Source organism: Corynebacterium sp. HMSC27B11 (genome assembly GCF_001815985.1).
In the GTDB taxonomy this organism is placed as follows: domain Bacteria; phylum Actinomycetota; class Actinomycetes; order Mycobacteriales; family Mycobacteriaceae; genus Corynebacterium.
Genome location: NZ_KV823538.1, coordinates 111,592 through 131,338 on the forward strand (window position 1 = coordinate 111,592; position 19,747 = coordinate 131,338).

Consider the following 19,747-nt stretch of genomic DNA (forward strand, 5'->3'; position numbering starts at 1 on the left):
GACGGGCAGCGCGTCAGCGACGCCGGATCGGGGCCGCTACTTGCGGAAGTTCAGATAAGCCTTCGACGGGGTCGGACCACGCTGGCCCTGGTACTTCGAGCCCACCGCACCCGAACCATAGGGGTTCTCGGCGGGGCTGGAGAGCTTGAAAATCGCCAGCTGACCGACCTTCATCCCCGGATACAGGGCGATCGGCAGGTTCGAGGTATTGGAAAGCTCCAGGGTGATGTGACCGGAGAAACCCGGGTCGATGAAGCCCGCCGTGGAGTGGGTCAGCAGCCCCAGGCGCCCCAGCGAGGACTTGCCCTCCAGGCGGCCGGCCAGGTGATTGGGGATCGTGAACTTCTCAAGCGTCGCGCCGAGCACGAACTCCCCCGGGTGCAGGATGAAGGGTTCCTCGCCTTCCACCTCCACGAGGGTGGTGAGCTCCTCCTGCGGCAGCTTCGGGTCGATGTGGGTGTACCGGGAGTTATTGAACACCCGGAACAGGCTATCCAGCCGCACATCCACAGAGGAGGGCTGCACCATCGAGGCATCAAAAGGCTCGATGCCGAGCTGACCGGCGGCGATTTCTGAACGGAGGTCACGATCTGAAAGAAGCACGTCTCCCAGTCTAACCGAGCAACCCGCGCCGAACCCCCACACCACTGAGCGGGGCTCTGATTGGGCCACCGCGTGACACTCGACATTGACCACCGTGCAGCGACGGACGCGACGCTAACGGCCTGGCCTTTTGGCTGCTCCCCGGCGCGTGCCCTATACTTAATCGCTAGTGTCCAGGACACATTTGCCGATGTAATTCAATGGTAGAATGTCAGCTTCCCAAGCTGAATACGCGGGTTCGATTCCCGTCATCGGCTCATTTCCCCCGGTGCGCGCGCAAGCGCACCGGGGTTTTCGCTATCCCGAACCGGATAATCCACCCCTCCCCGCTACACTCATATCCACCATCACCCTGCCGAATCCCTACCGGCAGGCCGGGCGCCAGGGCGAGGTTGACGTCCTAAAACTAAGAGCGCCCCGGGGACAGAAGGAAGGACCACAAAGATGGCGCAGCAGCAGGCCAGCCAGCAGGAAAAAGAGCAGGCAGGCGAGCAAAAGCTGACGCGGATCAGCGACCAGGAGAACCCCTACCCGGTACCGGAGGAGTACCCGGAGTATCAGCCGAAAAACGATACGACGAAGGGGCAGCGCAAACTCTCCGTCTACACCGCCATCGACGCTTTCTTCATTATCGTCACCCTAGCCCTGACCGCCTGGTACCTGGCGCTGATGATCCTCAACGGCTTCAACATGGAAACCAAGAGCCTGATCTGGGTGATCTGGTGGTTCCTCGTGCTCGCGTACCTTTCGCTGCCGCGCATGCACCAGCTATTCACCTTCGTCTACGTGCCGGACTACTTCGTCGCCCGCGCCCGCACCTCGGATGGGCTGCTCGGTGATCCGGTGAATATTGCGCTGCACGGCTCGGAGGAGGATATCCACGCGGTGCTGCTCGCCGCCGGTTGGACGAAGGCGGACAAGATCACGCTGCGCTCCAGTTGGAAGATTGCCGTATCCAGCGTGTTCCGGAAGTCCTACCCGGCAGCCCCGGTCAGCCCGCTGGTGATCTTCAAGCGCTCGCAGGCCTTCGCCTATCAGCAGGAGGACTCCGGCAGCGCGTCCAAGCGCCACCACGTGCGGCTGTGGCGCACCCCGGATGATTGGGCGCTGCCGGGCGGCGAGAAGGTCGCTTGGATGGCCGGCGCGACTTACGACCGGGGCGTGGGGCTGTCCAGCTTCACCGGGCAAGTCACCCACAAGATCGACGAGGACACGGACGCCGAGCGCGACTACCTCATCGGCACCCTGCAGTACGTCGACCCGGAGATCACGGTGAATATCCTTCCCGACTTCTCCTCCCCGTACATCTGCCACAACGGCGGCGGGGACAAGATCGTCACGGATGGTGACCTTCCGATTGTCGACGTCACCGGCGCGGCCGAAAGGCTTGCTGACGTTCCCGAGGTGCGCGACGGCGTGCAGGCGCGCAAGGAGGAGGCAGAGGCCAACCGTAAGCGGGACAAGGAGTTGCCTCCGGCCGAGATGAATATCGTCGGTGCACTGACTGCCATCGTGGCGATCTTCACCGCGTGGCGCTCCGGCACCCAGCTGGCGAACATCGGCTGGGTGACTGGCTCGCTGAAGCAGACCTGGGTGCTCTACGGGCACTTCGTCGGGTCGCTAGCGGCACTGCTGCTCCTGGTCCTGACCTTCATGCGCATCCGGTGGGCGCGTGTGCTGCTGATGGTCACGATCACGCTGATCTCCATCGGCGACCTCTTGGCCGCCGCAACCTCCGAGCACCACGTGGCCAGCAACCTCTTCATGGTGGCCGTTGCGCTGGTGCTGGTGATGAGCATCTCCTCCGAGAGCTCCAGGCGCTGGGTCAGCGGCGGCCGGGAGGACAAGGTGGTCAGTTACAACCTGCGCCACCCCAACCGCGGGCTATCCGTGGAGTAGGAAGCGCCACCCGCGCTCGACATTCGAGCAGGAACGCGCCCGGGGAACGCCCCGCACCGGAACGTCTCCGCGACAGAACGCCTCCGCAACGAAGAAAGGTTCAGCATGGCAGACGCACCGTCCCCCGGTTCCCGGGGTGTCCGGAGCACCCAGGGTGCCCGAGCTTCCCAGAGCCCCCGCACGCCGGACGAGACGAACCGGAACTTCGTGGGCTCCCGCCTGCGCCAGCTGCGCAAGGAGCGGGATATCTCGCAGGCCCAGCTCGCCACGACCCTGGGGCTGTCCGCGAGTTACGTGAACCAGATCGAGCACGATCAGCGCCCCCTGACCCTGGCGGTGCTGCAGAAGATCACCAGGGCTTTCGGTGTGGACGCCACCTTCTTCGCCAACGAGGACTCCCTCCGCCTGCTCGCCGAGGTTCAGGATGTCATGGCCGATCGCGATATCTGGCCCACTCCGGTGGACGTCACCGAATTGGCCGAGCTGGTGCGCCACCACCCCGCGATCGCCCGCGCCATGGTGGACATGCACAGCCGCTACCGGAACGTCTCTGACAAGCTCACGCTGGCCACCGAGGAGCGCCTGCAGGGTTCTGCGGTGCTGTCCATTACCCCTCGTGGCGAGCTCTTCGGGCGCGCCTCCGGGCCGGAGGCCTTCTCCATGCCGCACGAGGAGGTCCGGGACTACTTCTACGCCCGGCAGAACTACGTGGACGTCCTGGACGTACAGGCCGAGAAGCTCGCGAAAAAGCTGAACCTCGGGGCCACGCAGATCCGCCACGCGGAAGCGATCCTCGTCGACCGACTCACGGATAAGCACAACGTGACGGTCACCTACTCCCGGGACATGGGCGACACGCAGCACAGCTTCGACCCAGAGACGAAGCGGCTGTACGTCTCCGCCATGATGCGGCCAGGGCAGATCGCGTTCCGCCTGGCCACCGAGCTGGCCTACCTGGAGGCCGGCCCGACCATCCGCTCCCTGGTAGAGCTGGGCAACTTCACCTCTGATGCCTCCCGCAGGCTGGCCTCCCGTGGCTTGGCCACTTACTGGGCTGCGGCCCTGCTGATGCCCTATGGGCAGTTCCACGCCTCCGCGGAGGAATCCCGCTATGACCTGGAATTCCTCATGCGCGAGTACGGGGTGGGCTACGAGACGGTCTGCCACCGCCTGTCCACCCTGCAGCGCCCCAGCCTGCGCGGTGTGCCTTTTACCTTCGTGCGGGTGGACCGGGCTGGGAATATGTCCAAGCGGCAGAGCGCCTCGGGCCTGCACCTCTCCGGCTCGGGCGGTACGTGCCCGCTGTGGAATGTCTATGAGACTTTCAGCTACCCGGGCAAGATTATGCGGCAGATCGCCCAGATGCCCGACGGTCGCACCTACCTGTGGGTCGCCCGGACGGTGAATCACCACCGCTCGGCGTGGGGGAATCCGGGCAAGATGTTCGCTATCGGCCTGGGCTGCGAGCTGCGGCACGCGCAGCGCACCGTGTACGCCGATGGCTTGGACCTGGAGGACACCTCCGCGGCCACCCCGATCGGTTCCGGCTGCCGCCTGTGCCCGAGGATGACCTGCCCGCAGCGCGCGTTCCCGCCGATCGACCGGCAGGTGGATATCGACGCCCACCGTTCCTCGGTCTCGCCGTACTAGCGGTGTTCGGGCGCGAGGGGCGGATGTCGTTGTGCCCAGGACGTTGCCGGAGCAACGCTCGCGCCGCCGCGTGGCTAGTGGCGTCGCTAATGGTGTGACTAGTGGCGCGGTGGCGTGATGTCGAGCGAGGTATCGGTGTTGTAGTAGCCGAAGCCCGGCTCCTCGCGGTCGAACAGCCCGATCTGCGCGCGGCGTTCCAGCTCGCGGCGGTTATAGGTGGCCTGCTGGATCGCCTCCTCCGAGTCGAAGCCGGAGCCAAGTGCACCGGCGATCATGCCGAGCGAGGCGGCGAACCACGCCAAGAGCAGGTAGTTCCACGGCTGAACCGGGTGGCCAATCTGCAGGCTGAAATACTTCACCGGCACGATCGCTGCCGCCAGCATGAGCAGCACCCCGATGAGGAGCAGGTACATCAGCAGCGAGGAGATCGCCACGGTGACAAGGGTGGCGTAGTTATCCCACCGGGCGCGCCACCACCCCACCGAGTCGTAGTGCAACTTCGAGGAGCGGGGGTTCCACAGGCTGTTGTTGTAGATCAGCCAGAAGGTCATCCCACAGATCGCGAGCATGCTGATGAGGATCAGCCGCCAGATCGGCATCAGAGAGCTCATCAGCCAGATCGAACCGAAGAACACGCCGAAGGCGCCACTGGCCACGCCCAGGGCGATGGACCCGGAGAGCGCCCGCAGCAGGGCCACCGGCCGGTTGCAGCGGATCATGCCGAGCAGCAGGCGGAGGGTGCGGCCGCGGCCCTCCAGCACGCGGGTGGTATCCGCTCGGACGTCGCCGCCCGCGATGTCCTCGTATCCGTCGATGTTCTCTTCGGGCACGCCCGCACCGGCCATTTTGCCCTGCACCAGTCGGGTCATCTCTTGCTTCAGGCCGAGCTTCGCGCGCAGCAGTCCGAAGGCGGGGAGGCAGAGCATGGTGGCTTTGCCGTTCTGGATGCACTGGCTGATCACCGGCCGGCGGGTGCTGAGTGGCAGGTCGGTGAGGTAGATCAGCCGGTCCCACTGGTACTTCTCGAGCACGTCGAGGGTGTTGTCGTGCAGCTCCACGGTTCCACGGGAGCTCATCGGGAAGGAGCCGATGCGCAAGTAGAGTTCGGCGGGCTCCCCGGTGCGGTGGTCCTTGGCTGCTGCTTGGAGATCGGCGAAGAGCGCTTTAGCGCGCCGTTCGGGCAGACCGGGGTCTGCCACGATGCCGATGCGGGTGGTCATGGGTGATTCGTTTTTCCTTGTCTCAGGGGGGGATTGTGGACTGCCCGCAGCGCGTCCGGGCTGTGCCAGATCACCGGTATTTGCGCTGGGTGGGGTGGATTTTACGGTCAATGGTCTAAGCACGGCAAAGCGCGCCCCCGAACCGGCGAAAATGACCGGTTCGGGGGCGCGCTGCAGAGATTCTCGGCGGGCGCTGTGGCCCGCCGGTTAGGGCGCGTTCGCGCCCCAGGGACCTGTTAGAGGTTGATCATGTGGCCGCCGATACCGTGGGCGGCTTCCTTCATGGCCTCAGACAGGGTCGGGTGCGTGTGCACGTTGCGGGAGATCTCGTCCGCGGTCAGGTCGAAGCGCTGCGCCAGGGTGAGCTCCGGCAGGAGCTCGGAGACGTCCGGGCCGACCATGTGGCCGCCGAGCAGCTCGCCGAACTCTGCGTCCGCGATGAGCTTCACGAAGCCCACTGCGTTGCCGAGACCCTGCGCCTTGCCGTTGGCGGTGTACGGGAAGGTCGCGACCTTGATTTCACGGCCGTCTTCCTCTGCCTTCTTGCGGGCTGCTTCCTCGGTGTAGCCGAAGGATGCGACCTGCGGGTTGCAGAAGGTGGCGCGCGGCATCATCTGGTAGTCGCCCAGCTCCTGGGTCTCCGCACCAGCGATGGTCTCTGCTGCGACGACGCCCTGCGCCTCAGCGACGTGGGCCAACTGCAGCTTCGCGGTGACGTCGCCGATGGCGTAGATGTTCTTCGCGGAGGTGCGCATGCGCTCGTCGATGACGATCTCGCCGCGCTCGCCCAGCTCGACGCCGGCCTTGTCCAGGCCGAGGCCCTCGGTGCGCGGTGCGAAGCCGATGGAGACCATGACGCGGTCTGCCTTGATGGTCTCGGACTTCTTGCCGTCGGCGGACTCGATGTCCACCTCGACGCCCTTGCCCTCGCCCAGGTCGCGAACCTCGGTGGTCTTGTGACCGGTCTTGAGGTTCACGCCGAGGCGCTTGTACTGCTTCGCGATTTCGCGGGAGACGTCCTTGTCCTCGTTCGGCAGGACGCGGTCCATGAACTCGACGACGGTGATATCCACACCGAAGTTGGAGAGCACGTAGGCGAACTCCATGCCGATGGCGCCGGCGCCAATGATGACCATGGACTTCGGGGCGTTCTCGTCGAGGATCTGCTCCTCGTAGGAGACGATGTTGCCGCCGATCTCCACGCCCGGCAGGGACTTCACGACCGAGCCGGTGGCGATGATGGCGTTATCGAAGGTGATCTTCTTGCCCTCGTCATCCCCCTCGACGATGGAGATCTCCTTGTCGGAGACGAACTCGCCGCGGCCGTGGATCTCCTGGATCTTGTTCTTCTTCATCAGGTAGTGAACACCCTTGACGATGGAAGAAGAGACCTTGCGGGAACGCTTGTGCGCTGCACCGAAGTCCATGGAGATGTTATCGCCGGTAATTCCGTACGTCTTCGCTTCCTTGGTGATGGTGTGCGCCAGCTCTGCGTTACGGATCAGAGCCTTCGAGGGGATACAACCCACGTTGAGGCACACGCCGCCCCAGTACTGCTTCTCGACAACTGCGGTCTTGAGGCCCAGCTGCGCCGCGCGAATTGCGGCGACGTAACCGCCAGGGCCTGCACCGATTACTACTACGTCATAATGTTCAGCCACGGCCCCCACCTTATATTTAAATCGAGCCCAGAGCCAGCTTCAGGCTGGAGAAAGCATCCGCGCTGCCGTGGGCGAATCCGCCCAGGAAGTCGGTGATGATGAGGATGATCTGGTCGATGAACTGCATGTCGGGTTGTCCTTAAAATATCCGAGGGAAAGATCCGAAATTTTTGGCCTTCACGTGCTGCGATGCCAGGGGAATGGGAACAGCCTGTCCACTTCCTGCATTAGTTCTAGCAGCTTTATGGGCAAAAATACTAAGAAAAGCTGGCATTTGCTTTCCCTTAGCTCATAATCATGGCTACTATCTAGCTGGTAGATTCCCAGCCGCTGGTCGGAGTAGGGACAGAGAAACCGCCGATCACCACAGCTGATACGCAAAGGAAATTCGATGAAGAAGTACCTCGCCCGTGGCCTCGCCGCATCCCTCGCGGCTCTCATGCCACTGTCCATGGCCGCCCACACCGCATCCTCTGCCTCGGCTGCGCCGGTGAGCGCCCAGGCCGTCGCTGGCAACGCGAAGGCCGCGGATCTGTACTGGGATGAGCTGCCGGGTACCGTGAACCCGAGCACCAACGGTCGCTGGGTCAACAAGGTTAAGGAGCTGAAGCGCGCGGGCCACAACGTCAGCTATGCCACCGCGACCTCCCCGGCCATGGGTGGCCTGGAGATCCCGCTGGTCGTCATCGGCCCGAAGGGTAAGAAGCTGCGCGAAACCGCTGGCCTGCCAACCCTGTACATGCTCAATGGCGCCGACGGCGGCGAGGGCCGGGCGAACTGGATCAACCAGTCGGACATCATCGATTTCTACGGCAAGAACCTCAACGCCAACATCGTCATCCCGATGTCTGGCGCGTTCAGCTACTACACCGACTGGGTGAACAAGTACAGCAAGGTTGGCTACAAGCCGATGTGGGAGACCTTCCTGACCAAGGAGCTGCCGCAGACCATTGAGAAGGAGCTGAAGGCCAACGGCAAGCGCGCCATCGCGGGCATGTCCATGTCCGCCACCTCCTCGCTGAACCTGGCCGCGCACAACCAGGGTTTCTATGACTCCGTCGGTTCCTTCTCCGGCTGCGCGTCGACCACCAAGGGTCTGGCCCCGGCCTTCATCGGCATCACCCTGGCCCGCGGCGGGACCAACGTCAACGAGATGTGGAACGGCGCCCACTCCCCGGCCGCTCGCCACAACGACGCCCTGATCAATGCGAAGAAGCTGGTCGGCCAGCCGAACCTGTACGTCTCCAACGCCTCTGGGTTGGTTGGCAAGCACGACGTGCTGAGCTCCGAGCGCGTGAACGGCGACCTGTCCGCGGCCACGACCGTGGCTGTTGAGGGTGGCGTCATCGAGGCCGCCACCAATAACTGCACCCACGACCTGGATGTGAAGCTGCGCTCCCTGGGCAAGAAGGACGCCATCTTCAACTTCCGCAACACCGGCACCCACCAGTGGGGCTACTGGCAGGACGACCTGCGTGGCTACCTGCCGGTCCTGAAGAAGGCTTTCGGGAACTAACGCTTTCGGGAACTAAAACCCCACACCGCCCGGCCCTGTTGAGGGGCGGGCTTAACGCGCGGCGGGAGGTGCGGCCATCATGCGCGCACTGAGCATCGCCACCGTTGTTGTCGCCGCCGCGGGCTACCTGGTCATCTGGATCGCCTCCAAGGCCCTTCCGCCCGCAGGCTATGTGGACTTCATGGTCTTCTGGGGGCTATTCTTCGCCCTCACCGGGCTGATCGACGGCCTCATGCAGGAGACCGCCCGCGGTGTGACCGCCGCCCGGCACAACCGCGAGGGCACCGAACCGCAGGAGACGGTCACCGATCGCGGATCTGCCCGCCCCTTTGCTCTGGCGGGCGGCTTCGCCCTCGCCTTCGGGCTACTTTCCCTGGTTTCTGCCCCGCTGTGGGCCACCAGCGTGAGCCCCGCCCACCCCCTGTGGGCTGCCATTCTCACCGCCACGGGGCTCGCGAGCTTCGCCTTCCAGGCCATCCTCTGCGGGCTGATCTCCGCGGCCTCCCGATGGCGCGAATTTGCCTGGCTCATCGGCATCGACTCCGGGATCCGCCTACTACTCGCAGCGCTCGCCTGGTGGCTGGGCTGGGGCGTGGTCTCCTTCTTCATCATCACGGTCATCGGCGCGGGCACCTGGGCCGCATTCGCACTGCTCCCCAGGGTTCGGCCGCTGCTGGGCCACCGCGCGGACATCCCCTCCCGAGCCTTCGTGCAACGCGGGTTGAAGGCCATGCTGGCCTCCGGCGCCAATGCCGTACTCATCACCGGCTTCCCCGTCCTGCTGCGCGCCACCACCGACCTGGACTTCGCTGGCGCCAGCGGCACCGGCGAGGAGCTCAGCTCCGCTGGCGGAGCCGCCGGGGCGGGCGCAGTGCTCGCCGGAACGATCACAGCCGTCACTCTCACCCGCGCCCCGCTGCTGGTCCCCCTGCAGCGCTTCCAGCCGGCACTGATCGTGCACTTCACCAAACGCCGCGAGCAGGTGTTGCGCGCCGCGGCCGCTCCCGCGTTGGCGATCATCGCCATCGGTGCGGTGGGCGGGGTGGCCGCCTACCTCGTGGGCCGACCGATCATGGCGCTGCTCTTCGACGAGGCCTACCTGGTCTCCCCCGCGGCCCTCGGCCTGCTGACCTTCGCCTCCACCGGCACCGCACTGCTCATGGTCACGGGTTCCGCGGCCCTCGCCGCTGGCCGCCACGACCTGTACTGGTTCGGCTGGGCCATCGCCACCGTCGCGGCGGTGGGCCTGCTACTGGTGGACACGACCCCGGAGCTCCGCTCGGTGCTCGCACTCGGGATCGGCCCGCTGGCCGGCGTTGCCCTCCAGCTCTGGCGACTCCAGCACCTACCGACCCGGCCCAGCCGAGCCGAGGCCGGCGAGGGCGACGTCGTGAAAGAAAAGGCCTAGCTCTCCGCCGGGATGAACTTCCGGGAGAACACCGTGATCAGGGCCAGGTTTAGGACCGCAGCCACCACGCCCGCGAGAAGCATGACCGGGTAGCTGAACCACTCGGACAGACGGGTCAGGATCATCGGGAAGAAGAAGCCCACGTAGGTGAACACGTAGTAGATCGCGGTCAGACCACCCAGCTCGTCCGGGCTGGCCAGCCGCTGCACTTCCGTCAGGCCCGTCAGCAGCGTGATGCCGTAGCCCAGCCCCAGGACGACCGCGACGATCAACGCGCCCGCCAGGGAGACGGTCTTTGCGGTCCAGGCAGCGACGAGCATGCCGATGATCACGATGACCAGACCGATCTGCTGGCCGAACGCGGAATTATTACGCCAGTACAGGTCCGGGAACTGCTGAATACCAAAGCCGAAAGCCAGCGCCAGGGCGGTGATACCCGCGGTGATGGCGATCGGATTGCCATAAGAATTCTGGATCAGAGCAGGCATGATCGCATAGGCCACGCCGGTGCAGCCGAAGACCCACGGCGCCAGCGGCAGCACGACCAGCAGGAAGCGCGGGTGCTTCGCGGAGGGGGACGCCAGGTCGCTCAGGAACGAGCCCTTGACCTTCAGGTGTGCGCTCTGGCGGGTCTCCGGCACCGTCATCAGGCCCACGATCGTCACGATCGAGAGGACAACGTGAATCATGTAGGGCAGCTGGCCGGGGATCGGGCCCCACTCGCCGAGCAGGCCGGCGATCAATGCACCCACCGCGAAACCGCCGGTCATGGCCATCGCGGAACGCTTCGCCCCGGAGTTCGGCTTCGCCGTGGGGTCGAAGGCCGGGCTGGAAAGCTCCTTAATCCAGGAGCCACCCGCGGTCATCGCCATGCCCAGCGCCAGGCCGGAAAGCATGCGGCCAGCAAAGATGATCGGCTCGCTGGTCTCGCCCATCGCGATGAGGATGGAACCAATCAGCGCGACGATCGGGGCGGGCAGCATGACGACGCGGCGTCCATAACGGTCAGACAGCGGCCCGGCGACCAGCAGGCCGACCGCGATGCCCACCGCGTAGAACGCCAGCAGGGCGTCCACGAACACCGGGGAGAAGACGTCCTCCCCGCGGTAGAAGACCATCATCGGGGTGAACTCGTTGCCGCCCCACGCGACGATAAATACCGCCAACGCAACCATGAACCACGCTCGCGAGCCCTTGTACTTCGAGCTTCGCGAGTCGATGTTGAGATTGGTTGGGGTATCAGAGCTTTGCGACATGGCTACCCATGGTAATCCTCCGGAGAGTGCGGCCTGACAGGAATGGGGGGTTTAGAAAGTTATCGCGAAATAGCTGTGACGCCCGCCACTTTGCGTAACCTTGGGTCATGGCACAGAACTCACCAAAGACCAAGCAGCTTGGAGCCGACATCGCCCGTCGCTCCAAGGCCCCCAACACCCTGCCGACCACCCCGAACCCGGCGATCCTCCCGGAGCTCACGCGGGCTCTCGACGGTCAGTTCGGCGAGGCACGCGACGCCATCCGCGAGATGCTCAAGGACGATCAGTTCCGGCCCGCGGTGGGGCTGAGCCTGGAAGAAGCCCGCGCCCGCACTACCGCCCAGCTGCAGTCGGTGCTGGACTCCGGCCTGCCGCATGGCGCATTCCGCGAGGAGCAGGGCGGTACCGGGGAGACCGGCGCTACCCTGGCCAGCATCGAGATGCTCGGCATGGCAGATCTCTCGCTGATGGTGAAGTCCGGCGTGCAGTGGGGGCTGTTCGGCGGCGCGGTCGGCAACCTCGGCACCGAACGCCACCACGAGCTGGTCAAGGATCTGATCGAGCTGCGGGCGCTGGGCTGCTTCGCGATGACGGAGCGCGGCCACGGCTCCGACGTCCAGAACCTCGAGACCACCGCGACCTACGACCCGGAGACCCAGGAGTTCGTCATCAACTCCCCCACCGCGTCTTCGGAGAAGTGGTACATCGGCAACGCCGCCCGCGACGGCCGTTTCGCCGCGGTCTTCGCGCAGCTCTACACCCCGGGTGTGGAGGAGTCGCACGGCGTGCACTGCCTCGTCGCCCGCATCCGCGAGGACGACGGCTCCCCGGTCGAGGGCGTGCGCCTGGGCGATCACGGCTACAAGGGCGGGCTGCCTGGCGTGGACAACGGAACCCTGGTCTTCGAGAACTACCGCGTGCCGCGCGAGAATCTGCTCAACCGCTTCGCCGACGTGGACGAGGAAGGCAACTACAGCTCCCCAATCGAGAACCCGAACCGCCGTTTCTTCACGATGCTCGGCGCGCTGGTCCGCGGGCGCGTGACGGTGGGCGCCGCCGCCGGCGCTGCGGCGCGAACCGCCCTGGATATCGGGGTGCGCTACGCCAACCTGCGCAAGCAGTTCGCGCCCAGCGATGAGCTGCCGGAAAATACCCTCATCCAGCACCGCAAGCACCGGCTGCGCCTCATCCCTCGGGTGGCGCGCGCCTACGCACTGCAGCTGGCGACGAACGAGCTGATTTCCGGGCTGCACGACCTCGAGGCACGCGGCGTCGACCCCGTGAACGCCACGAAGGAGGAACAAGCCGACCAGCGCGAGATCGAGGCGCACGCTGCCGCCCTGAAGGCCGCGAATACCGCGCACGCCACCGACACCATCCAGGAGATGCGCGAGGCCTGCGGCGGCTACGGCTACATGGCCGAGAACCTGCTGACCAGTCTGAAGGCAGACTCGGATATCTTCACCACCTTCGAGGGCGACAACGTGGTGATGATGCAGCTGGCTGGGAAGGAGCTGATGACCGGCTTCTCCAAGGAGATCGGCAGCTTCAACCCGCTGGAGATGGTCCGCTTCGGGCTGGATAATTTCTCCACCCTGCTGCGCCGCCGCACCGCCGCGGATGCCCTGGTCCAGAACCTGAAGGACACCTTCTCCGACAGCGAAGAGGCCACCCTCTTCGACCCGGGTAGCCAGCTGCGCTTGGTGTCGGAGCGGGAGCGCCGCCTCATGGTATCCCTGGGCCGCCGCCTGCGCGTGGCCAAGGACATGCCGGTGGAGAAGGCCGCGAAGGTCGTCGACCGGGCACAGGACCACCTGCTGGAGGTCGCGTGGGCCCACGTGGACCGCATCCTCCTCGAGGCCATGCTGGAGGCGGAAGCGACGCTGACCAGTGACACGGCCCGCGATGTGATGGAGCAGGTCCGCGACGTTTACTTCCTGGACCTCATCGTCCGCAACGGCAGCTGGTACCTGGAGCAGAACCTGCTCACAGGCACCCGCACCAAGGCGGCACGTGCCGCGCTCAACGACCTGGTGGACTCCCTGGGCCCCTGGTCGGAACTGCTGGTGGACGCCTTCGGGGTGCCATCGGAGATCACCTCCGTAAACCTCATGCAGCGCTATGAGGACATGGTGACCAAGGCCGAGTCCGACCCGGCGGTCGGCCAGCCAGGCCGCTGGCGGGAGGACTAACCCCAGTGCTGCGGGGAGGCCGCGCGGCTGGGTTCGCACAGCAGGAAAATCGCCCCAGCGGGTAGAAAATACTGGTCGCGCGGCCGCATCCACCCTGCAAACTTCGCGCACAACCCGCGCGCTAGACTCGACTGAGTGACAGTTTCGGGAGATCAGAATAGGCAGGACCCGCCAGCAGCGGGCAAAAGTTCAGTCGACCGTATCTTCGGCACGGATGCCGATTCCTTCGGCGTCCGCGCCCTCCCCGACGCCCCCTCCCCGCCCTCGATGCGGGCGATGCTGCTGACTTTCAACTCCTTCCGCCACCACATTCCCCGCGCCACCCGCGCGGCGCTGGCGATCCTGATCCCGGGCATCATCGGCTACCTTTTGGGTTTCGGCTCCGAGCTACTGCTCGTCTCCGCGGGTGCTGTGCTCCTCATCAACGGTGAGAACAAGCCCTACCGCGAACGCTGGAAGTCCCTGCTGCGCTATGGGCTGCTTTTCACCAGCCTGACCTTGGGCTTCCGCCTGCTCGGCATCTGGAGCCACTCCCACGGCCAGATGGACTTCTCCGAGGGGATCGGCGGGGTCATCGCCAACCCGCGCGGCGCGCTCATCGCCTACCTACCGCTGATGCTCTTCCTCGCCGTCTGCGTGGTCTGCGTCTACGTGACGATGTGTCTACGGCTCACCCCGCCGGGGCCGTATCTGATGCTCTTCGTCACCGGCGGGCTGATGGTCAACAAGATTTCCATCTCCCTCTCCGCCACCCTGATCTGGTCGATCATCGGCGCGGTCTCCGGGTTCATCATCAGCATGTCCGGCTGGCTGGTCGATAAGCACGGCCCGGAACGCAAGGCGGTGGAGGACGCCGAGGCTGCCGTCGCCGACTACCTGGAGGCCCGGACCAAGGAAGCACCAGCCGAGTACGAATCGCTCAAGCTCACCGCCGCCGGCGCGATCCACCGCGCCTGGTCAATGCTCGCCCACGCGGGAGCCATCCACGGCGGCACGATCACCCCGGAAGCTCGGGGCACCAAGAGCGAGGAGCTCGTGCACCGCATGCTCAGCGCACAACACCGCTGGGCCACCGCCGACCCGGACGCCCAGGCGCAGCGCCACTCCCCTTCCGACCGGCGCACCATCCCGCTCGCCTCCCCCGGCGCGTGGGCCAAGCTGAAGCGGCAGTGGCACCGCGACTCCCACCCGATGGTCACCGCCCAGCGCGTCGCGCTCGCGGGCCTGGGCGTGTCCATCCTCTCCACGGTGCTAGGTCTGGGTCGGCCGGACTGGGCGATCACCTCCGTGATGCTGCTGCTCGGCCAGGGCCCCTACCGCATGGCGGGTACGGTGCGTTGCATCCACCGCATCGCGGGCTCCGTCATCGGCATCCTGCTGTACCTGGCCTTCTACCAGCTGCACCCAGGCATCCTGATGGACCTCATCGGCCTGGCGGTGGCCATGGCCTGCACGGAGCTTTTCATCGCCGCGAACTACGGACTGGCGATGGTCTTCACCGCCCCGCTGGGACTCATGATGGCTGGCCTGGGCAGTGCCCCCATCGGCCAGACGGCGATGGACCGCGGTGCGGAGCTGGTGATCGCCTCCCTGCTCTCCGTCCTGGCCATCTGGCTCTTCCGCCCCAATAACCTCCAGAAGACCGCCGAGCTCAACTACGCCTACCTGCTGACGTCGATAAAAAAGATGATCGCCAGCCTACGGACCAGCCCGATCGACGACGCCATCCTGGACCGCCGCGAGCTGCGCTACGAGCTCAACGAGTCGCGTGCCGTGACGAATGCGTGCGCCAACGAGTCCTATGAGTGGCGGCAGGAACAGTGGGATCACCACGCCGCCGCGCAACTGGTCGCCCACGAGGTGCTGCGGGTGGGGGCCACGGCCGCGCACTCCGACCTGGACAAGGTCCCGGGCGGCGACGTCGAGAAGCTGGCCGCGCTGTACGGCAAACTCGCCCCGGCTAGCGTGTAGCGCGCGCCTTCATAATGGCCGTGAGGGTCGCGATCGTGCAGAAGGTCCAGGTGCAGCACAACGCGATGAGGCTGCCGGTGCTCACCACCTGCGGGATCACCTGCCACGGACCGGACATGGTCTCCGCCATCATGGCCGCGCCCAGCGCCACGGTGCCGATCGGGAAGGTCAAGGCCCACCAGCCCGGGGTGAAGTTCATGCGCTCCCGGAAACCGTAGATCGTGCGGATCACCGCGAAAGCCACCACGGGAATGCCGATGACCAGCGCCACCCAGCCATAGGCGTGGGCGAGCCAGGTGACCGCGGGGGTCGCCGAAGGCAGCATCACGAACTCCGCCTGGGCGGCGATGGACTGGGCTGCGGCGATAGACTGGCCGACCACGCCCAGCGGAATCCAGGTGGAGATGGAGGCGTCCACCGGCAGCGGGTGATAGAAGAAGTGGCTGCGATAGGCCAGCGTGAACAGCAACACGGCGAAGAACAGCGCCAGAAAGAAGAACGCGGTCACCGCCAGCACCAGGACCACCGTGAGCTGCTCGGAAGCGACGTCGTCGACAAGGCTCGCGCCCGTCGTGGCGGAGACCATCGGCGGGACGACCGCCAGCCCCCAAGCCGGGACGGGGTGGTTGGCCCCCTTCTCCATGAGCCGCAGTGCGACCCGGAAGGTGGTGAACAGGCCGATGAGGGTGCCGATCAGCCAGAGTGTGGCGGACACGGCGATGACCCAGTCGGCGGGGGCGGAGTCCGTCAACCCGGCGCGGTGAGCAGCCGCAGTCCCGAAGGGCAGCAGCGGGCCGACGTTGTGGATCGCCGAGCCCGTCGCGGTCATGCCCATGGAGACGGTGCCCCAGGTCGGGAGGATTGACATGTCCCGCCAGGTGTTCGCGAACATCCCGGGGTTGCGGCGGGCGTTGACCGCGAAGCCGGCACCCAGGCCGATGAGCAGGACGATCGCGATGCCCATCAGCGCCGTCGCCGGGTACAGGAGCCAGCCATGATCCGGGACCTGGCGACCGAGCAGGGAGGACAGGATGGCCGTACCCATGACCGAGGGGAACCAGACCGGGCTGGCGGGCGGCAGCGCGCTGGGCCAGATGGACGTCATGGGCATAGTGTAGTGGTGAAATGCGAAACGGCCACTACCGCTTGCGCTGGTAGTGACCGTTTTTTGGTGAGCCGCCTGCGAGAATCGAACTCGCGACCTTTTCATTACGAGTGAAACGCTCTGCCGACTGAGCTAAGGCGGCGCGCAAAAACCCAGAGCCTAAAGCTCAAGCATTCTTACGGAGGATCATCGTAGCGGACAGCAGCGCGAAGACACAAAACCTACGCGCTAGCTCACCCGGCACGCTTCCCGCAGCGCACCGCCCAGCGCGTCGAGCGCAACCTCCGGTTTCACATTCATCCCCAGGGTCTCCCGGCAGGCCGACACCGCGTCGATACAGCGGACCAGCGCTTCCGGGGAGTTCCGACGCGCGAGCTCCCCCGAGGTAGCGCGCATATCCGGGTGTTGGAACCCACCCACGGGCTGCAGACCATGGGCCGCGGCCGCGGTGACGTCGGTGCCATCTGCAGCCCCCTCGGCGGCATCAGCCGAAGCACCCACCGGTTCCACCGCACCTGCTGCCTGCAGCATCGCGTCGCGGTACAAACCCACAACGTCGATCAAGGCCAGATCCAGGGCGTCGCGCACCATCCGGGTGCGGCGGTTCTTCTGCTCCCGCTCCAGCTCCTTCATCTGCCCCGCCGAACCACGCTGTGCTTTCGCAGCACCACGGCCCTTCGCCCCCACGCCCAGGGACTCCTCCAGCGCCTCGCGTTCCTTCGCCTCGACCGCCTCCACCTGGGCGGCGACCTCCTCGGTCGCCTTCGCCACCAGCTGGGAGGTGAAGCTGAACAGGCGCGCGCCCTCGTAGACCATCTGCGGCAGCTTCAGCGCCGTCGCCCGCTTCGTCCGGGCTGCCTCGTCACGGGCCAGGTGCCGGGCTCGGCCAATGTGTCCACCGGAAACCCCAGCGGCCCATCGCGCCTGCTCCTGCGTAATGCCCAGGGAGGCGTCCTGAAGAAGAACATCCTCCACCTGCTGCGGCGACGGGGTCGGAATGTAGACGTGGCGGCAGCGGGAACGCAGCGTGATCGAGATGTCCAGCGGGTCGGTGGACGGGGCGCAGAGCACAAACACGGTGTGCGCGGGTGGCTCCTCCACGGACTTCAGCAGCGCATTCGAACCGGCCTCGTTGAGGCGATCGGCGTCCTCGACCACGACGACCCGCCACCGGGAGACGGTGGGCATCGACGCGGCGGAACTGATGACCTCCCGGACGTCCTCGACGGGGATGACGGAGCCGGTCGTCGCGATCCACACGATGTCCGGGTGCGTGCCGGCGGCCGCGGACTGGCACTGTTCGCACACCCCGCAGCCCCCATTCGGGCACACCAACCCCGTGGCGAAGGCTTTGGCCGCGATCGAGCGACCCGAACCGGGCGGGCCGGTGAATAGCCAGGAGTGCGTCATCGCCTGCGGGTTCGCCACCGCACCCGCGAGCAGCTCCCGAACCGGCTGGGCGGTGATCTTGCGCCACACGCCACCGCCGGCCAGGGGGTCGAATCCAGAGCTATCCACGTTCACGAAGCACAGTCTAGCCCCCGCTGTAGACGGGTTCGATAATGTAATAGCCATGCAACAATTCGCGCGCTACTTGAAATGGGTCTGGGGCACCTACTGGCCCTTGTATGCCGCGATGATTCTGATGACGAACGTGGTCGGCGCGATCGCCGTCGCGACCTTCCTGCGCTTCCTCATCCCCCTGCGCGGTGCACGCGAGCTGACCAGCCCAAACACCGTCACCTCGATTGCCTATTTGAGTTATTTCATCTTCGCGATCGTGGCCGGCGTGGTGTTCACGCTGATCTTCTTCGCCCCCGTTCTCCGCTGGCAACGCAACCCCGATGCCTATGACCCCAACATGATCCGGCATCTGGTGCTGCGCATCCCCTTCCTGCAGTCCGTGACGGGTGCGGTGCTGTGGGCCATCGGCGTGGTGATCTTCACGACGGTGGCCGCGCAGTTCTCCTCGCGGTGGGCAATTACGGTTGCCGTGACCGCCGTGCTGGGCGGGTTGATGGTGACGTTGATGACGTACATGGAAGCCGAACGGCTGGTCCGCCCCGTCGCCGCCCGCGCCCTCGAGCAGGGTTCCCTGGAGCAGTCCGACCTTTCGCCGATGTCCACCCGCCTCATGGCCACCTGGGTGCTGACCAACGCGGTGCCGGTGCTGGGCATCCTGCTGCTGATTTTCGCGCAGGCCAGAAACTTCTTCGACGGCTCGATGGAGGACCTGATCCCCGCGCTCGTGGCCCTGGCAGTCACCGCCCTGGTCACCGGTTTCCTGGGTGCGCGCTTGAGCGCGATGAGCGTGGTGGACCCGGTGCGCGAGCTGCAGTTCGCCATCAACCAGGTGCGCCGCGGGAACCTGGAAACCACGGTGCGTATCTACGACTCCTCCGAGATTGGCGTGGTGCAGGCCGGGTTCAACGAGATGATGCGCGGCCTGCAGGAGCGCCAGCAGGTCTCGGACCTCTTCGGCCGCTACGTCGGCACGGAGGTCGCCCGCCGCGCGCTGGAGGAGGACCCGGAGCTGGGCGGCGAGTCCCGCGACGTCGCGGTGCTTTTCGTGGACGTCATCGGTTCCACCGGCTTCGCCACGCAGCGCTCCCCGGAGCACGTGGTCTCCGCGCTCAACGAGTTCTTCGACCGCGTCGTGGAGGTCGTCCACGAGCACAAGGGAATCATTAATAAGTTCCAGGGCGACGCCGCGCTCGCCGTCTTCGGTGCCCCGCTGCCCCTTGAGGACGCCGCTGGCCACGCGCTGGCTGCCGCCCGGGAGATGCACTCGAAGCTCACGGATCTGGAATTCGAGGCGGGCGTTGGCGTGGCTGCGGGCTCGGTCGTCGCCGGTCACATCGGCGCGAAGGACCGCTTCGAGTACACCGTCATCGGCGACGCCGTGAACCAGGCCTCCCGCCTGACCGACCTGGCGAAGGACACCCCGGGGCGGGTGCTGACGAGCGCAACGACGGTGCGGCTCGCCAATGAGGCGGAGCAGCGCCGCTGGACCATGCTGAAGTCCGTGGAGCTGCGCGGCCGTCGCCAGATGACACAGCTGGCCCGCCCGGTGCGCGCCACCCTCGCGGACCGCCACTAGGCAGCAGGCACTGTTCGGTGGCGCTTCTTAGATCTGCTTGACTGCCACTCAGGGCATCTTCTCACTCATCTTCGTACTTACTTCTCACTGTACGAAGATGAGTACGAAGTTAAGTGAGAAGTACATGCCGGAGCCAGCAAACACAACACACAACTAAAGCCCGGGC

13 protein-coding genes and 2 tRNA genes are annotated in these 19,747 nt (G+C 65.8%); 8 read left to right on the forward strand and 7 right to left on the reverse strand.

Annotation, left to right across the window (positions count from 1 at the left end):
• Positions 1-36: 36 nt before the first annotated feature.
• Complete coding sequence (gene dcd, locus HMPREF3097_RS01620) at positions 37-603, reverse strand: dCTP deaminase (protein ID WP_043951940.1); 567 nt, start codon at positions 601-603, stop codon at positions 37-39.
• A gap of 186 nt (positions 604-789) precedes the next feature.
• Here dcd and HMPREF3097_RS01625 point away from each other — a divergent pair.
• The 3 genes from HMPREF3097_RS01625 to ramB all read left to right on the forward strand — a co-directional run bounded on the left by HMPREF3097_RS01625 (position 790) and on the right by ramB (position 4,152).
• A tRNA-Gly gene (locus HMPREF3097_RS01625) sits at positions 790-860 on the forward strand.
• A 187-nt stretch (positions 861-1,047) separates the two neighbouring features.
• Positions 1,048-2,502 (forward strand): LssY C-terminal domain-containing protein, encoded by a 1,455-nt coding sequence (locus HMPREF3097_RS01630; RefSeq protein WP_070760394.1) that lies wholly within the window; start codon positions 1,048-1,050, stop codon positions 2,500-2,502.
• Positions 2,503-2,607: 105 nt separating this feature from the next.
• The gene (gene ramB / locus HMPREF3097_RS01635; protein WP_246817958.1) at positions 2,608-4,152 is read left to right on the forward strand and encodes an acetate metabolism transcriptional regulator RamB; all 1,545 of its coding nucleotides are present in this window, start codon (positions 2,608-2,610) and stop codon (positions 4,150-4,152) included.
• 98 nt (positions 4,153-4,250) lie between these two features.
• Here ramB and HMPREF3097_RS01640 read toward each other — a convergent pair whose 3' ends face one another.
• Both HMPREF3097_RS01640 and lpdA read right to left on the reverse strand, forming a co-directional pair.
• Positions 4,251-5,372: a hypothetical protein gene (locus tag HMPREF3097_RS01640; protein WP_246821178.1), complete on the reverse strand. Its 1,122-nt coding sequence runs from the start codon at positions 5,370-5,372 to the stop codon at positions 4,251-4,253.
• 236 nt (positions 5,373-5,608) lie between these two features.
• On the reverse strand, positions 5,609-7,033 hold the full coding sequence (lpdA, locus tag HMPREF3097_RS01645) for a dihydrolipoyl dehydrogenase (protein ID WP_070760399.1): 1,425 nt from the start codon (positions 7,031-7,033) through the stop codon (positions 5,609-5,611).
• Between the two features lie 391 nt (positions 7,034-7,424).
• On the opposite strand from lpdA, the gene HMPREF3097_RS01650 reads away from it, so the two are divergent.
• Positions 7,425-8,549 (forward strand): alpha/beta hydrolase, encoded by a 1,125-nt coding sequence (locus HMPREF3097_RS01650; protein ID WP_070760401.1) that lies wholly within the window; start codon positions 7,425-7,427, stop codon positions 8,547-8,549.
• A 79-nt stretch (positions 8,550-8,628) separates the two neighbouring features.
• Positions 8,629-9,957, forward strand: coding sequence for a hypothetical protein (locus HMPREF3097_RS01655; RefSeq protein ID WP_070760403.1), 1,329 nt, complete (start codon positions 8,629-8,631; stop codon positions 9,955-9,957).
• Here HMPREF3097_RS01655 and HMPREF3097_RS01660 read toward each other — a convergent pair.
• Positions 9,954-11,213: an MFS transporter gene (locus HMPREF3097_RS01660; protein WP_070760404.1), complete on the reverse strand. Its 1,260-nt coding sequence runs from the start codon at positions 11,211-11,213 to the stop codon at positions 9,954-9,956. The two genes, HMPREF3097_RS01655 and HMPREF3097_RS01660, sit on opposite strands and share 4 nt — an antisense overlap.
• A gap of 107 nt (positions 11,214-11,320) precedes the next feature.
• Here HMPREF3097_RS01660 and HMPREF3097_RS01665 point away from each other — a divergent pair, with 107 nt between their 5' ends.
• Together HMPREF3097_RS01665 and HMPREF3097_RS01670 are read left to right on the forward strand one after the other, a co-directional pair.
• Complete coding sequence (locus HMPREF3097_RS01665) at positions 11,321-13,405, forward strand: acyl-CoA dehydrogenase family protein (protein WP_070760406.1); 2,085 nt, start codon at positions 11,321-11,323, stop codon at positions 13,403-13,405.
• A gap of 135 nt (positions 13,406-13,540) precedes the next feature.
• A complete protein-coding gene (locus tag HMPREF3097_RS01670) occupies positions 13,541-15,376 on the forward strand; it encodes an FUSC family protein (RefSeq protein WP_070760407.1) in 1,836 nt (611 codons plus the stop codon).
• Here the strand turns inward: HMPREF3097_RS01670 and HMPREF3097_RS01675 are convergent.
• From HMPREF3097_RS01675 to HMPREF3097_RS09450, 3 genes are all read right to left on the reverse strand, one after another.
• Positions 15,366-16,481, reverse strand: coding sequence for an SLAC1 family transporter (locus tag HMPREF3097_RS01675; RefSeq protein ID WP_168167005.1), 1,116 nt, complete (start codon positions 16,479-16,481; stop codon positions 15,366-15,368). The two genes, HMPREF3097_RS01670 and HMPREF3097_RS01675, sit on opposite strands and share 11 nt — an antisense overlap.
• Positions 16,482-16,550: 69 nt before the next feature.
• Positions 16,551-16,623 (reverse strand) — tRNA-Thr (locus HMPREF3097_RS01680).
• A gap of 86 nt (positions 16,624-16,709) precedes the next feature.
• On the reverse strand, positions 16,710-18,056 hold the full coding sequence (locus HMPREF3097_RS09450; RefSeq protein ID WP_141759478.1) for a DNA polymerase III subunit delta': 1,347 nt from the start codon (positions 18,054-18,056) through the stop codon (positions 16,710-16,712).
• Here HMPREF3097_RS09450 and HMPREF3097_RS01690 point away from each other — a divergent pair.
• Positions 18,055-19,581, forward strand: a complete 1,527-nt coding sequence (locus HMPREF3097_RS01690; RefSeq protein WP_083317920.1) for an adenylate/guanylate cyclase domain-containing protein — start codon at positions 18,055-18,057, stop codon at positions 19,579-19,581. The genes HMPREF3097_RS09450 and HMPREF3097_RS01690 overlap by 2 nt on opposite strands.
• Positions 19,582-19,747: the final 166 nt, after the last annotated feature.

What these genes read in the sequence shown, in the direction of transcription:
- HMPREF3097_RS01675 (WP_168167005.1), bottom strand. Translation starts at nt 16,481, where the DNA reads ATGACGTCCATCTGGCCCAGCGCGCTGCCGCCCGCCAGCCCGGTCTGG.
- HMPREF3097_RS01690 (WP_083317920.1), top strand. Translation starts at nt 18,055, where the DNA reads ATGCAACAATTCGCGCGCTACTTGAAATGGGTCTGGGGCACCTACTGG.
- HMPREF3097_RS09450 (WP_141759478.1), bottom strand. Translation starts at nt 18,056, where the DNA reads ATGGCTATTACATTATCGAACCCGTCTACAGCGGGGGCTAGACTGTGC.
- HMPREF3097_RS01640 (WP_246821178.1), bottom strand. Translation starts at nt 5,372, where the DNA reads ATGACCACCCGCATCGGCATCGTGGCAGACCCCGGTCTGCCCGAACGG.
- HMPREF3097_RS01665 (WP_070760406.1), top strand. Translation starts at nt 11,321, where the DNA reads ATGGCACAGAACTCACCAAAGACCAAGCAGCTTGGAGCCGACATCGCC.
- HMPREF3097_RS01650 (WP_070760401.1), top strand. Translation starts at nt 7,425, where the DNA reads ATGAAGAAGTACCTCGCCCGTGGCCTCGCCGCATCCCTCGCGGCTCTC.
- HMPREF3097_RS01660 (WP_070760404.1), bottom strand. Translation starts at nt 11,213, where the DNA reads ATGTCGCAAAGCTCTGATACCCCAACCAATCTCAACATCGACTCGCGA.
- HMPREF3097_RS01630 (WP_070760394.1), top strand. Translation starts at nt 1,048, where the DNA reads ATGGCGCAGCAGCAGGCCAGCCAGCAGGAAAAAGAGCAGGCAGGCGAG.
- ramB (WP_246817958.1), top strand. Translation starts at nt 2,608, where the DNA reads ATGGCAGACGCACCGTCCCCCGGTTCCCGGGGTGTCCGGAGCACCCAG.
- HMPREF3097_RS01655 (WP_070760403.1), top strand. Translation starts at nt 8,629, where the DNA reads ATGCGCGCACTGAGCATCGCCACCGTTGTTGTCGCCGCCGCGGGCTAC.